We start from the raw sequence: 12,544 nt of genomic DNA, 5'->3' as shown, positions 1-12,544 counted from the left end.
ACTGCTTTGCCCCTGTTTATTTTGAAGTTTCCTTGAGTATCCTGCCGCTGGCCGCATCCACCCGGATATGGCGGACCCGTCCGTCCGGGGTCAGGATGCGGATGACGTGGATCTTCCGTCCGTCCTCGGTGACGGTTTTGGCGCCGAGAACGCGGCCCTTGACCTCTTGCTGTACCGCCTTGGCGGCCTCCTCGACGGTGATTGCTGCCACCCTGGAAGTGATGAGGGCAATCCCCAGCACCAGTGCGATGCGGATCGGCTTCACGGTCCCAGCCTCGCGCCGCCGACGGTTGCGGCCACCATCATTCCCAGCGAGGTGCCGAAACGTCGGGCCACGCGTTCCCAGACGTTCTCCTCCGGGGTGAAATCGACGATCTTTTCCGCGCCGATCACTTCGCGGGCGACGCTGTAGGTGTCGCCGATGGCGTCGGCCAGTCCCAGTTCGATGCCCTGATGGCCGACCCAGATCAGTCCGGAGAAGATTTCGGGGGTGTCCTTGAGACGCTGTCCCCTTCCCTGTCTGACCGCGGCGATGAACTGACGATGGACCTCGTTCAGAAGGCCCTGCACATGGGCCTTTTCCTCCGGTTTGACCGGGGAGAAGGGATCGAGCAGCGCCTTGTGCTCTCCGGCGGTGAGCAGGCGGCGTTCGATACCGAGCTTCTTCATCGCTTCCACGAAACCGAAGCCGTTCATGATGACGCCGATGGAGCCGACGATGCTGTAGGGGCTGACGTAGATCTTGTCGGCGGCGGCGGCGATGTAATAACAGCCGGAGGCGCACATGTCCTGCACCACCGCCACTACCGGCAGATCCGGCTTTTCCTTTTTGAGACGGCGGATGGCGTCGTAGACCAGCGCCGCCTGCACCGGGCTGCCGCCGGGAGAGTTCATCTCCAGCAGGATGCCTTTGGCGTTGGGCGCCTTCGCTGCCCGTCTCAGCCCTTCGATCAGCGCCTGGGCGTTGGCGGGCGCATCGGGCAGCAGGATGCCTTCCACCTTCACCTTGGCGGTGATCTGCGCGTTGCCGGCCAGCCCTTCCTGGGACCAGGGCTTCATCAGGCTCAGGGTGACGGCGATCAGGTAGGCGAGGAACAGCAGGCGGATGGTGACGTTCCAGCGCCGGGCCCGGCGGCGTTCGGCGAGGGTCTCGTTCGCCAGGCGTTCCAGAACTTGGCGTTCCCAGGAGGTGTCGGTGTCTTGGGTCATGGCGATCGCTTTTTTGAATCCTGCTTCAACTGTAGTCCATCGGAAATGAATCGCAGCCGAACCTCAGCGGCGGTAGTCGATCCGGTAGATGACTCCGCGCAAGTCGTCGGAGACCAGCAGCGAACCGTCCGGCAGCTGGAGCACGTCCACCGGCCGGCCCATCACCCGGCCGTCCGGCCGCAGCCAGCCTTCGACGAAGGGATGCTCGGCCACAGGGCGGCCGTGGTCGAATTCCAGCCACACGACCCGATAGCCGACCGGCTGCGAGCGGTTCCAGGAGCCGTGTTCGGCGACGAACAGCTGCCCCCGGTAGCGCCTGGGGAAACGGGCGCCAGTGTAGAAGCGGATTCCCAAGGGGGCGACGTGGGCGGGGAAGCGCCAGGCCGGCGGCTCGAATTCCTTGCAGTCCACGTCCCGGCCGAAACGGGGATCGGGGATGTCGCCGCCGTGGCAGTAAGGATAGCCGAAGTGAAGCCCGGGCCGGGGCGCCTGGTTGAGCTCGTCGGGCGGGCGGTCGTCGCCGAGCCAGTCGCGGCCGTTGTCGGTGAACCAGAGGGAGCCGGTCTCAGGGTGCCAGTCGAAACCGACGCTGTTGCGGACCCCTTTGGCGAAGATTTCCAGGCCGGAGCCGTCCGGGTTCAAGCGCACCAGGGTGGCGTAGATCTCGTCGGCCGGTTTGCAGATGTTGCAGGGGGCGCCAACACCGGTGTAGAGCTTGCCTTCGGGGCCGAAACGCAGGTATTTCCAGCCGTGCCAGAGATCGCCGGGGAAGCCGTCGAAGACCACCTCCGGCTTTGGGGGATCGGCAAGGCGGCCGGAGATGCCGGGAAAGCGCAGAATGCGGGAGACTTCCGCCACGTAGAGCGCCCCGTTGCGGAAAGCCACGCCGTTGGGCATGGTCAGGCCGGTGGCGATGACGAAGCGGCGCTCGGCCCTGCCGTCACCGTCCTCGTCACGCACCGCGTAGACCTTGCCGGCCTTGCGGCTGCCCACGTAGACGGTGCCGTCGTCCCCCAGGGCCAGCGAGCGGGCGTCGGGCAGGTCCCGGGCGTAGAGGTCGATGTGAAAGCCCGGCGGCAGCTTCAGCAGGGTGGCGACCGGATCGGTGAAGGCGTGGGCGGCAGCCAGCCAGCACCAGAGCAGAATCGTGAGACGCAACATGGATCGGCCTCCTCCGAAAGGGTGATGGCGATCATTATCGGCTGCACGGGCGGCGGCGTCCACCACCACGGGGTATTGTGATAAGCTTTTTGGAAACAAAGGCTTGAATCCTGCGGTCATTGTCTCCATCCATTCCATTCGAACCAACGTTTCCAAAGGAGTGACATCCATGCTGCGTATCCTGTTGTTTGTGGCGACCAACGCGGCGGTGCTCGTCATGATCACCGCCCTGTTCCAGTGGCTCGGGTTGGGCGAATTCCTCGATCGTCAGGGGGTGCATCTGAACCTGACCGCCCTGTTGATCATGTCGGCGCTCATCGGCATGACCGGCTCCATCGTTTCCCTGGCGCTGTCCAAGTGGATGGCCAAGACCTCGATGGGGGTCTACGTCATCGACCGGCCCCAGAACCGCACCGAGGCCTGGCTGGTGAGCACGGTGGAGCGCCTGGCCCGCCAGGCGGGCATCGGCATGCCGGAGGTGGGAATCTTCCCCAGTCCCGACCCCAACGCCTTCGCCACCGGCATGGACAGGAACGACGCCCTGGTGGCGGTCAGCACCGGCCTGCTGGAGACCATGGACGCTGAGGAGATCGAGGCGGTGCTGGGGCACGAGGTCAGCCACGTGGCCAACGGCGACATGGTCACCCTGGCATTGCTCCAGGGGGTGCTCAACACCTTCGTCTATTTCTTCGCCACCATCATCGGCCACATCGTGGACAGGACCCTGTTCCAGTCCGCCGACGAAGAAGGCAATTACTACGGCTACGGCCCCGGCTATTACATCACCCAGATGCTGGCCCAGATCGCGCTGGGAATTCTGGCGACCATCATCGTCATGTGGTTCTCGCGCTGGCGTGAGTTCCGCGCCGACGCCGGCGGCGCCCGGTTGGCGGGCCGCCACAAGATGATCGCGGCCCTGGAGGCCCTGCGCCGCTACGCCGAACCCCGGGATCTGCCGGGTGAGTTCGCCGCCTTCGGCATCAATGGCGGCATCGGCCGGGGGCTGGCGCGCCTGTTCATGAGCCATCCCCCCATCGAGGAGCGCATCGAAGCGCTGCGACGGATGCGGGGCTAAAGCCTGAAAAAAACCCGGCACAACGCCGGGGTTTTTTCAGGGATCCGGGAACAGCCTTTCGGTGCCGGCAACCACGCCCTTCTCGAAGAACTCGACGGCGTTGCCGTCTGGATCGCGGCAGAACAGTGCCCGGCGGCCGGATTTGCTCGGTGAATAGGGCCAGCCGGCCGCCTCCAGGGCCCGGCGGATGACTTCCAGGTCGGGTACCACCAGGGCGAAATGGCGGTCGCGGCCGCCGTGGGCCGGCCGGCCCTCCACCGGGTCGGGGCTGGGCAGTTCCAGCAGATGGATCTGCTGGTGTTCGGCGATCTGCAGCCAGGCGCCGGGAAACGGCAGATCGGGGCGTTCGGTCTGCGCCATGCCGAGGACGCCGCAGTAGAAATCCAACGCCCGTCGGGTATCGGACACCAGCAGGCTGACGTGATGGAGATGGAAACGGTAACCGCTCATGATGGGGTTTTCCTCGTTGCGATGACAGAGTCTCCCATTTTACGCGGTTTCGCCCTCAGGCCGTCACCACCCGGTCCCGACCCTGGCGCTTGGCGCGGTAGAGGGCGTCGTCGGCGCGTTTGAGCATCTGCTCGGGGGTTTCCTCCGGGTGATTGAGGGTCGCCACCCCGATGCTGGTGGTGATGCGCAGGTTGGGGGCGATGTCGCTGCAGTCCATGTCGCGGATGCGGCGCCGCAGGCGCTGGGCCAGCAAGGTCGCGCCCTCGGTGTCGGTATTGCTCAGCAGGATGACGAATTCCTCGCCGCCGTAACGGAAAATGATGTCGCTGGCGCGCACGCCCTGACGCAGACAGTCGGCGATCTTGACCAGGGCGGCATCGCCTGCGGGGTGGCCGTAGGTGTCGTTGATGGCTTTGAAGTGGTCGATGTCGAGCACCAGGATCGACAACGGGGTGTGCAGGCGCTGGGCCAGTTTCCATTCCCGCTGCATGGCGCTGTCCAGGGCGGTGCGGTTGTAAACGCCGGTCAGGGGATCGGTGTGGGCCGATTCCAGCGCCCGATAGTAAAGCAGGGCGTTGCGCAACGGATAAAAGAGGCTGCAGAGCAGGGTTTCGAAGGTTTCCAGCTCCTTTTCGCTGAAGCGCTTGCGCCGCGTCAGGGTCAGTTCCCCCAGCGACTCGCCCTCCAGGGTCAGTGTGTAATGGCAGCTGTGGACCGCCCGCTCGCCGCCGCGGATCTGCAGTCCCAGATCCTGATAGCGGTAGTGGAAGCCGTCGTGGGGAACCCACTGGCGGATCGCTTGGCTGAACAGCTGCAGCAGCTGGTCGAGTACCAGCGTGGTCTGGAGGATGCCGCTCAGTTCCAGGCGCTGGATCTGTTCCGGTGTGGCGATCGGTTCCTTTTGCTGGAAGGCCGGGTTGTGGATGACCTCCAAGGTGGCTCGTTCCTGTCGCATGGCTCTCCCCTCGTGTATCGGGCCATTGCGTACCGCAATGGTTCAAGGGGTGATTAGCGAAACCCGTGCCAAAAAATTTATATAATGAAATCAGTCTGTTGGAGTTGGCTTTCGCCAGAGAGCGGCAAACGACGGAAAATTGACTGTCCAAAGCTGGCAGCCGCTTGCCGCTTCAGATCATGCCCAGCTGCAGTTTGGCGGCCTCGGTCATCATGTCTCGCGACCAGGGGGGATCGAAGACGACTTCGACCTGCACTTCCTCGACCCCGGGGAGGTTCTTCACCGCCATTTCCACGTCCTGCTGGATCACCGGCCCCATGCCGCAGCCGGGGGCGGTCAGGGTCATGACGATCTCGACCCGGTTTTTGCCTTCCTCGATGGGTGTGATACGGACGTGATAGACCAGGCCCAGATCGACGATGTTGACCGGGATTTCCGGGTCGTAGATGGTCTTGAGCACCTGCCAGACGTTGTGCTTGACGGTTTCCGGGTCGGTGCCCTCCCTGAGATCGGGGATGACCGGCGGTTCCTTGCCGAGGGCGTCGGCGTCGCCTGCGCTGATGCGCGCCATGGTGCCGTCCTCGGTCAGCACCGTGTAACTGCCGCCGAGCGCCTGATAGAGGGTGACGATTTCGTCCTTGTGGAGTTTGACGGGTTCGCCGTCGGGAACGCGCACCGCCTCGACGTCACGCTGGAGGACGATGCTTTCACCCTGACCGTAGAACATGATTCTCGTCCTGGAAAGTGAACACCTGGCCGCTGTGGTCCCGGCTTTCCGGCCCCAGCAGATAAACATACAGTTTTGCTAAGGAATGTGGACCGGTCAAGTCTTTTTCCGTTCCCGGGAAGGCGCGGTGGCGCATCGGGGTTGCCACCGGACCCGGCACCAGGACGTTGGCGCGCAGATGATCGTTGACCTGCCATTCCCGTCCCAGGATGCGGGCCAGGGCCTCCACGGCCACCTTGCCGACGCCGTAGGCGCCCCAGTAGGCTTCCGCCTGGCGGGCGGAGGAATCGGAGGTGAAAACGACGCTGGCGTCACTGCTGCGCTGCAGCAGCGGCAGGAGATGGTGAACCAGGAGATAAGGCGCGTGCAGGTTGACCTGCAGACTCCGGAACCAGCGCTCGGGCGGCAGGCAGGCAATGGGCTCCAGATGGTCCAGATGGGCGGCGCTGTGGAGCAGGCCGTCGAGGCAGGGGGCGTGGCGCTCCAGGGTGGCGGCCAGTTCCCGGTAGTGCTCGGGGCCGGCGCCGGCCAGATCGAAGGGAAACAGACCCAAGGCCGCGCCTGGTTGACGTGTCAAAATTTCGTCACGCAGACGCTCCAGTGCCGGCACGTCGCGGTCGAGCAGGATCACCTCGGCGCCGGCGCTGAGGCACGCCGCCACCGCCACCCGCCCCAGGGCGCCGGCGGCGCCGGTGACCAGAATGACCCGGCCGGCGAGGGTGTCCGGCGTCGGCAGGGGGATGGGAATTCGCATCAGGCGGCGCTGACGGTTCCGGCCGGGCGGGCCGTCGGCAGCCAGCCCTCCAGCAGGGAATGGATTTCGCCCGGGTGTTCGATCAGGTGGTCGGCGCCCCAGCGCTCCGGTTTGTCCTCCGGGGCCAGATAGCCGTATCCAACCGCCACCGTGATCATGCCGGCGCGGCGGCCGGCCTCGATGTCGCGGGCGGCATCGCCGACATAGACGCAGCGGGTCGCCTCCACGCCGGCTTCCCGGCAGGCCAGCCACAGGGGTTGGGGGTTGGGTTTGCCCAGGGGGGTGTCGTCGCCGCAGACCACGGCGTCGGTCCGCGCCAGCAGCCCCAGTTCTCGCAGCAGGGGAATGGTCATGTAACGGCGCTTGTTGGTGACGATGCCCCATTTCAGACCTCGGCCTTCGATGTCTTCGAGCACCGTTTCCATGCCGGGGAACAGGCGGGTGCGGTCGGTCAGGTGGTCGAGATAGACTTCCCGCAGCCGGGCCATGCGGCGGGCGAAGTCTTCCTTGTCCTGGTCTTCGCCAAAGGCCAGCCGCACCATTCCTGGAGCGCCGTCGGAAACCGCCATGCGGATGACCGCTTCGGCCAGGGGCTGGCGGCCTTCCTCGGCCAGCACGGTGTTCACCGCCAGGGCCAGATCCGGCAGGGTGTCGAGCAGGGTGCCGTCGAGGTCGAAAAGGATGCACTGCAGGGTCATGGCGCTTTCTCGAAAGCCATCAGGTAGTTGACGTCGATGTCGTCGCTGAGGGAGAAACGCTTGGTCAGCGGATTGTATTCGATGCCGCGGATCGCCACCGGTTCCAGGTCCACCGCCCGCGCCCAGGCCGCCAGTTCCGAGGGGCGGATGAATTTTTCGTATTCGTGGGTGCCCTTGGGGATCATGCCGAGGACGTATTCGGCGCCGACGATGGCCAGCAGATAGGACTTGAGGTTGCGGTTGAGGGTGGAGAAGAACACCTTGCCGCCGGGTTTCGCCAGCCGGGCGCAGGCGGCCACCACCGAGGCGGGGCGCGGCACGTGTTCGAGCATCTCCATGCAGGTGACCAGATCGAAACTTTCCGGCTCGTGTTCGGCCAGCGCCTCGGCGCTGATGCGTTCGTACTTCACGTTGTCCACCCCCTGCTCCAAGGCATGCAGTTCGGCCACGTCGATCAGTTCCGCGCTCAGGTCGATGCCGAGGACTTCGGCGGCCCCCGCCTTGGCCAGGGCCTCGCTGAGGATGCCGCCGCCACAGCCGACATCGACGATGCGCTTGTCTTCGATAGCGGCCGTTTCGCGGATAAATTGAATTCGTAGCGGATTGACCCGGTGCAGGGTCCAGAGCTCCCCTTCCGGGTCCCACCAGCGCTCGGCCTTGCTGGTGAACTTGGCGATTTCCTCGGGATGGACGTTTTCCTGGGGCATTGTCTTTCAGTTTCCTGTAAGGAAAGTAGGTTACGGGCCTTGGCTCAAGGCACGACGATGAATTGCCCCATCATGCCATCATCTTCGTGTTCAAGGATATGACAATGATACATATAGGCATGATCGGGATCTGCGAAATCATCGAAGCGGGCGATAACACGCACGGTTTCATTGGGCATGACCAATACGGTGTCTTTCCACCCCTTTTCACTGGCGGATGGTGGGGCGCCGTTCCTATCCAGAATCTGGAATTGGACGTCGTGCATATGAAACGGATGCGCCATGGATTGGTTACGAATCACCCATATCTCCGTATCTCCCAAGCGTACGGTTTCGTCAATACGATTCATATCGAAGGATTGACCGTTGATGGTGAACATGTGCCTTTCGGTTGATTGGGAGAATCTCCTGCCCATGCCCATGCCCATGCCCATGCCCAATACGAAGGTGCGGGTTCTGACGGCGGTGGCGCTTTGGAGCCAATCTATGGAAGTCAATTGGCTTGGAAGGGAGGCGCCGTTATCGCCAATCTCGCCTATGCGAATATACATGACATCGAATGTCTGCATATCCAGATCATCGGACATCATGCGGCCTCGAGACATCATGCTGTCTCGCATGAGGGAAGGGGTGGTTTCCTCGGAGTAGCTCTTCAATATCAGGTAGTTGTTGATGTCTTGCCTCAAGTCGAGCAAGATTTCGGCACGTTCGCCCGGCGCTAGGCGCAGGCGATTCATGGGTACCGGGGTTTGCAGCAGACCGCCATCGGTGGCGATCTGGTAGAACGTTCGGTTGTCCGAAAACCCAAAGTTATAAATTCGCGCATTGGAACCATTGAGCAACCGCAGACGAATCATCTGGGCTTTGGTTTCCAGGGTCGGCGTTACTGCTCCGTTGACCAGGATGTAGGCGCCACGAAAACCCATCATGTTTTCCATGTTGTTAATTGTGTAATTCATGGTGCCATCGGGATCGATGTTTCGATCCTGTATCACGATGGGAATGTCGTCCACGCCATAGGTTTTTGGCAAGGGCAGACTATCGCTGACTTCATCATCGACAATGAAGAACCCCGCTAAACCTTTATAGACATGCTCGCCTGTCTTGCCGTGCAAATGGGGGTGATACCAGAGTGTGGCGGCGGGTTGCATGATCTCGAAGGATGGCTGCCAGGTCTCACCGGCTTCTATGACCTGATGGGGACCGCCGTCCATAGCGGCAGGAACATGAGCGCCATGCCAGTGAATCGTCGTACGCTCTCCTAAATGATTGGTGACTTTGAACAAGGCTTTGTCACCCTTGGAGAGGCGGATTGTAGGCCCCAAGTAATCCCCGTTGATGCCGAACGTTTCGGTTGAGGTTCCAGGCAGGAAGCTCTTTTGGCCCCGTTGGAGATTAAGCTCGAAAACTTTTTGCCCGGCGTCGTTCAATGTGCCAGTCAGCAATGGGGGAACAGGCAGCGTATTGTTGTTGTTTACAAAAAATATTTCCTTGATTGCGAGCGGGCTTAACCAAGCATCCTGATTGAACACATTGGCGCCGACTGGCACGGCTACGGCGTAGAATGCGTATTTACCAGCCGGAATGTCGCGTGATAGCTTGGGTATTTCAAACCTATGGTTTGTGTTTTTGTTGGTAATTCCTGTGGCATAAGGGTGTGGCTCGGTGGTGAACTGTGTGGCGGATGAATCGGATGATATGAACGAGAAGGGACCGTCTGGCAGTTTCTTTACTGCCAGATATATGTCCGCCAACCCTTCATCGCCTTGGGTTTCCAAGTTGAGTTCCAGCGCCTCGCCTGCTTTCTTCATAGGATGTCCGAGAATATTTAACGCCACTTTCCAGTCTGCCTGCGCCGCCAAGGCCGATAGGCTCAATATAATGCCCGCGAATACCTTGAAAGTCTGTTTTTTCGTGTTCATTCCAGTTGTTCCAAAGGTTCAGCCAAACGAATTTCCCAGGGACGAATTTCCGCTTTTAGCGCCGTCCAGTCCAGCCGAGTCAGGCGACGTTGGGTCAACAGTTGCTGGCCACCGACCCAGACGTCGGTGACCTGCTCGCGGGTGGCGGCATAGACGATCTGGGAGATGGGGTCGTAACAGGGCTGGGTTTCCGGCCGGCCCAGATCGACGGCGACGATGTCGGCGTACTTGCCGGGTTCCAGGGAGCCGATGCAGTGGTCGAAATGAAGCGCCTCGGCCCCGCCCAGGGTGGCCATTTCCAGGACCCTGGCCGCCGGCAGCGCTTCCGGGTCGCCGGCCACCCCTTTGGCCAGCAGCGCCGCCGTGCGCATCTCGCCGATGAGGTCGAGGTCGTTGTTGCTCGCCGCCCCGTCGGTGCCCAGCGCCAGCGCGGCATCGCGGTCGGCCAGGCGGGCCACGGGGCAGAAGCCGCTGGCCAGCTTGAGGTTGGATTCGGGGCAGTGGAGCACGTGGACGCCGCGCTCGGCGACGGTTTCGATTTCCTCCTCGGTCAGATGGACCATGTGGGCCGCCAGCAGGCACTCGTTCACCAATTCCAGCCGATCCAGCCGGGCTAGGGGGCGCTCGCCGTAACGGTCCAGGCTCTCGTGGATTTCCTGCGCGGTTTCGTGCAGGTGGAGGTGCACCCGGAGATTGGCGTGATCGGCCAGTTCGGCGATGCGTTCGAAGGTGGCGTCGCCGACCGAATAGGGGGCGTGGGGCGCCAGCAGCCACTGGATCTGGTCGTCGGCCGGACAGTTCTGCAGCAGCGCCCGGTTTTTCTCCAGATACTCCTCCGGGCAGCGGGCCCAGGGGGTGGGGAAGTCCACGAAGATCAGCCCCAGGGCGGCGCGGATGCCGGTTTCCCGCACCACCTCCCAGGCGGCGTCGGGGAAGAAGTACATGTCCGCAAAGCAGGTGGTGCCGCTCCGCAGCATCTCCGCCACCGCCAGGCGGGTGCCGGTGCGGACGAAGTCGGCATCGACCCAGCGCACCTCCCGCGGCCAGATGTGGTCGTTAAGCCATTCCATCAGCGGCACGTCGTCGGTGATGCCGCGCAGCAGGGTCATGGCGGCGTGGGTGTGGGCGTTGACCAGGCCGGGAATCAGGGCGTGGTCCGGCAGGGACACGGTTTCCGCCGCCTGGAAGCGGCGTTCGGCTTCCTCCCGGCTGCACAGCGCGACGATGCGGCCGTCCGCGACGGCCACGGCGCCGTCCACCAGTAGCTCTCCGGCGGGGACGACCGGTATAATCCAGCCGGCCTGAATCAGGATATCTACGGGTTCCATAGGGGGCCTCGGGTTCCAGAGCCGACAGACTTTAGCACGGAAAGCCGCGACATGCATCCATCCGCCCACGACCGGGTCCGTCCCCTGCGCTGGACCGGAACCGCTCTCGAAGTGCTCGACCAGCGCCTGCTGCCCGACCGCTGCGAGTACCGCCGCTGCACCACCGCCGCCGAGGTCGCCGCCGCCATCGCCGCCATGCAGGTGCGCGGGGCGCCCGCCATCGGCATCGCCGCCGCCTACGGGGTGGTCCTGGCGGCGTGTCAGCGCTTCCGGGAAGCGCCGCAAACCTGGCGCCAGGCCATCGAGGCCGATTTCGCACGCCTAGTCCGTTCCCGCCCCACCGCGGTCAACCTGGTCTGGGCCCTGGAACGGATGCGCCGCGTGGTGCTGGCGGCCGAAGGCGATCCCTGCCCTGCCGCGCTTGCCGAAGCCGAAAGAATCCATGCCGAGGATGTGGCCGCCAACCGCCGCATGGGGGAACTTGGGGCCGAGGTCATCGGTGACCTGAGCGGCATTCTGACCCATTGCAACACCGGCTCTTTGGCCACGGGCGGGTTCGGCACCGCCCTGGGGGTGATCCGTACCCTGTGGCAGCGGCGGCCCGGTTTCACTGTCCATGCCACCGAAACCCGCCCCTGGAACCAGGGCGCCCGTCTGACCCTGTGGGAACTGGAGCAGGACGGCATCCCGGCGACGCTGATCGCCGATTCCGCCGCCGCCTTCCTGATGTGCCAGGGGCGGGTCCAGTGGGTGGTGGTGGGCGCCGACCGCATCGCCGCCAACGGTGATACCGCCAACAAGATCGGCACCTACGCCCTGGCGGTGGCGGCGCGCCGGCACGGAGTGAAACTGATGGTGGTAGCGCCCACCGCCACCATCGACTGGAACACCCCTCACGGCGGTCTGATTCCCATCGAGGAACGCGACCCGGCCGAACTGCTGCCGGCCTACTACCAACGGGAGGACAGCCTGGCGGGTGCCTGGAATCCGGTCTTCGACGTGACCCCGGCCGATCTCATCAGCGCCATCGTCACTGAAAAAGGGGTGGTGCGGCCGGGCCGGGACGCGCTGGAGACCCTGCGGGGCTGATGTTCGACGTCGTCCTGCTGGAACCGGAGATCGCCCCCAACACCGGCAACGTCATCCGCCTGTGCGCCAACGCTGGCTGCCGCCTGCATCTGATCGAACCTTTGGGTTTTGATCTGGAGGAAAGGAAGCTGCGCCGCGCCGGTCTCGACTACCACGATCTGACCGTGGTCCGCGTCCACCGCAGCTACGCCGCCTTTCTCGATGTGGTCGCCCCGCGCCGGATTTTCACCTTCACCACCAAGGCCCGGCGCTGGCACACTCAGGCGGCTTTCGAACCCGGTGATGCCCTCCTGTTCGGCCCGGAAACCCGCGGCCTGCCTGCCGGGATCCTCAACGCCTTGCCGGATGAACGCAAGCTGCGGCTGCCGATGGCGCCTTCGAGCCGCAGCCTGAATTTGTCCAACGCCGTGGCGGTGGCGGTTTACGAGGCCTGGCGGCAGCAGGGGTTTAGTGGGGCGGTTTGACGATT

The 12,544-nt window shown here is 63.6% G+C and carries 14 protein-coding genes; 3 read left to right on the top strand and 11 right to left on the bottom strand.

The genetic code is table 11. The annotated features are described in order from the left end of the window. Nucleotides 1–16: 16 nt before the first annotated feature. From MIN45_RS03980 to MIN45_RS03970, 3 genes are all read right to left on the bottom strand, one after another. Nucleotides 17–265 carry a PepSY domain-containing protein gene (locus MIN45_RS03980; protein ID WP_286293510.1) on the bottom strand — a complete coding sequence of 83 codons (249 nt, stop codon included), beginning with the start codon at nt 263–265 and terminating at the stop codon, nt 17–19. Continuing rightward, on the bottom strand, nt 262–1,209 hold the full coding sequence (gene sppA / locus MIN45_RS03975; protein WP_286293509.1) for a signal peptide peptidase SppA: 948 nt from the start codon (nt 1,207–1,209) through the stop codon (nt 262–264). The genes MIN45_RS03980 and sppA overlap by 4 nt, the downstream gene beginning before the upstream one ends. 63 nt (nt 1,210–1,272) lie before the next feature. Next, nucleotides 1,273–2,370 (bottom strand): PQQ-dependent sugar dehydrogenase, encoded by a 1,098-nt coding sequence (locus MIN45_RS03970; protein ID WP_286293508.1) that lies wholly within the window; start codon nt 2,368–2,370, stop codon nt 1,273–1,275. Nucleotides 2,371–2,539: 169 nt separating this feature from the next. Here MIN45_RS03970 and htpX point away from each other — a divergent pair, with 169 nt between their 5' ends. Then, nucleotides 2,540–3,445 carry a protease HtpX gene (gene htpX / locus MIN45_RS03965; RefSeq protein WP_286293507.1) on the top strand — a complete coding sequence of 302 codons (906 nt, stop codon included), beginning with the start codon at nt 2,540–2,542 and terminating at the stop codon, nt 3,443–3,445. 36 nt (nt 3,446–3,481) lie between these two features. On the opposite strand, the gene MIN45_RS03960 is transcribed toward htpX, so the two are convergent. The 8 genes from MIN45_RS03960 to MIN45_RS03925 all read right to left on the bottom strand — a co-directional run bounded on the left by MIN45_RS03960 (nt 3,482) and on the right by MIN45_RS03925 (nt 10,986). Further along, nucleotides 3,482–3,895, bottom strand: coding sequence for a VOC family protein (locus MIN45_RS03960; protein ID WP_286293506.1), 414 nt, complete (start codon nt 3,893–3,895; stop codon nt 3,482–3,484). A 55-nt stretch (nt 3,896–3,950) separates the two neighbouring features. Next, nucleotides 3,951–4,850, bottom strand: coding sequence for a GGDEF domain-containing protein (locus tag MIN45_RS03955; protein WP_286293505.1), 900 nt, complete (start codon nt 4,848–4,850; stop codon nt 3,951–3,953). A 172-nt stretch (nt 4,851–5,022) separates the two neighbouring features. Beyond that, on the bottom strand, nt 5,023–5,577 hold the full coding sequence (gene sufT, locus MIN45_RS03950) for a putative Fe-S cluster assembly protein SufT (RefSeq protein WP_286293504.1): 555 nt from the start codon (nt 5,575–5,577) through the stop codon (nt 5,023–5,025). Continuing rightward, entirely contained in the window at nt 5,558–6,331 is a 774-nt protein-coding gene (locus MIN45_RS03945) for an SDR family NAD(P)-dependent oxidoreductase (RefSeq protein ID WP_286293503.1), read from the bottom strand. The genes sufT and MIN45_RS03945 overlap by 20 nt, the downstream gene beginning before the upstream one ends. Continuing rightward, entirely contained in the window at nt 6,331–7,029 is a 699-nt protein-coding gene (locus tag MIN45_RS03940) for an HAD family hydrolase (protein WP_286293502.1), read from the bottom strand. Before MIN45_RS03940 ends, MIN45_RS03945 begins: the two co-directional genes overlap by 1 nt. Next, nucleotides 7,026–7,736, bottom strand: coding sequence for a bifunctional 2-polyprenyl-6-hydroxyphenol methylase/3-demethylubiquinol 3-O-methyltransferase UbiG (ubiG, locus tag MIN45_RS03935; RefSeq protein WP_286293501.1), 711 nt, complete (start codon nt 7,734–7,736; stop codon nt 7,026–7,028). The genes MIN45_RS03940 and ubiG overlap by 4 nt, the downstream gene beginning before the upstream one ends. A 44-nt stretch (nt 7,737–7,780) precedes the next feature. Further along, the gene (locus MIN45_RS03930; protein ID WP_286293500.1) at nt 7,781–9,658 is read right to left on the bottom strand and encodes a multicopper oxidase family protein; all 1,878 of its coding nucleotides are present in this window, start codon (nt 9,656–9,658) and stop codon (nt 7,781–7,783) included. Further along, complete coding sequence (locus MIN45_RS03925) at nt 9,655–10,986, bottom strand: TRZ/ATZ family hydrolase (protein WP_286293499.1); 1,332 nt, start codon at nt 10,984–10,986, stop codon at nt 9,655–9,657. Before MIN45_RS03925 ends, MIN45_RS03930 begins: the two co-directional genes overlap by 4 nt. 51 nt (nt 10,987–11,037) lie before the next feature. Between MIN45_RS03925 and mtnA the strand changes: the two genes are divergently transcribed. Both mtnA and MIN45_RS03915 read left to right on the top strand, forming a co-directional pair. Further along, entirely contained in the window at nt 11,038–12,075 is a 1,038-nt protein-coding gene (gene mtnA / locus MIN45_RS03920) for an S-methyl-5-thioribose-1-phosphate isomerase (protein WP_286293498.1), read from the top strand. After that, a complete protein-coding gene (locus MIN45_RS03915) occupies nt 12,075–12,539 on the top strand; it encodes a tRNA (cytidine(34)-2'-O)-methyltransferase (protein ID WP_286293497.1) in 465 nt (154 codons plus the stop codon). Before mtnA ends, MIN45_RS03915 begins: the two co-directional genes overlap by 1 nt. Nucleotides 12,540–12,544: the final 5 nt, after the last annotated feature.

The organism is Methylomarinovum tepidoasis (assembly GCF_030294985.1).
Classification (GTDB): domain Bacteria; phylum Pseudomonadota; class Gammaproteobacteria; order Methylococcales; family Methylothermaceae; genus Methylohalobius; species Methylohalobius tepidoasis.
Note: the sequence above shows the minus strand (reverse complement) of the source record. Positions and strands in the feature narration are given on the sequence as shown.

Excerpts from the sequence above, each read along its gene's own strand:
- sppA (WP_286293509.1), bottom strand. The coding sequence starts at position 1,209 with ATGACCCAAGACACCGACACCTCCTGGGAACGCCAAGTTCTGGAACGC.
- MIN45_RS03970 (WP_286293508.1), bottom strand. The coding sequence starts at position 2,370 with ATGTTGCGTCTCACGATTCTGCTCTGGTGCTGGCTGGCTGCCGCCCAC.
- htpX (WP_286293507.1), top strand. The coding sequence starts at position 2,540 with ATGCTGCGTATCCTGTTGTTTGTGGCGACCAACGCGGCGGTGCTCGTC.
- MIN45_RS03960 (WP_286293506.1), bottom strand. The coding sequence starts at position 3,895 with ATGAGCGGTTACCGTTTCCATCTCCATCACGTCAGCCTGCTGGTGTCC.
- MIN45_RS03955 (WP_286293505.1), bottom strand. The coding sequence starts at position 4,850 with ATGCGACAGGAACGAGCCACCTTGGAGGTCATCCACAACCCGGCCTTC.
- sufT (WP_286293504.1), bottom strand. The coding sequence starts at position 5,577 with ATGTTCTACGGTCAGGGTGAAAGCATCGTCCTCCAGCGTGACGTCGAG.
- MIN45_RS03945 (WP_286293503.1), bottom strand. The coding sequence starts at position 6,331 with ATGCGAATTCCCATCCCCCTGCCGACGCCGGACACCCTCGCCGGCCGG.
- MIN45_RS03940 (WP_286293502.1), bottom strand. The coding sequence starts at position 7,029 with ATGACCCTGCAGTGCATCCTTTTCGACCTCGACGGCACCCTGCTCGAC.
- ubiG (WP_286293501.1), bottom strand. The coding sequence starts at position 7,736 with ATGCCCCAGGAAAACGTCCATCCCGAGGAAATCGCCAAGTTCACCAGC.
- MIN45_RS03930 (WP_286293500.1), bottom strand. The coding sequence starts at position 9,658 with ATGAACACGAAAAAACAGACTTTCAAGGTATTCGCGGGCATTATATTG.
- MIN45_RS03925 (WP_286293499.1), bottom strand. The coding sequence starts at position 10,986 with ATGGAACCCGTAGATATCCTGATTCAGGCCGGCTGGATTATACCGGTC.
- mtnA (WP_286293498.1), top strand. The coding sequence starts at position 11,038 with ATGCATCCATCCGCCCACGACCGGGTCCGTCCCCTGCGCTGGACCGGA.
- MIN45_RS03915 (WP_286293497.1), top strand. The coding sequence starts at position 12,075 with ATGTTCGACGTCGTCCTGCTGGAACCGGAGATCGCCCCCAACACCGGC.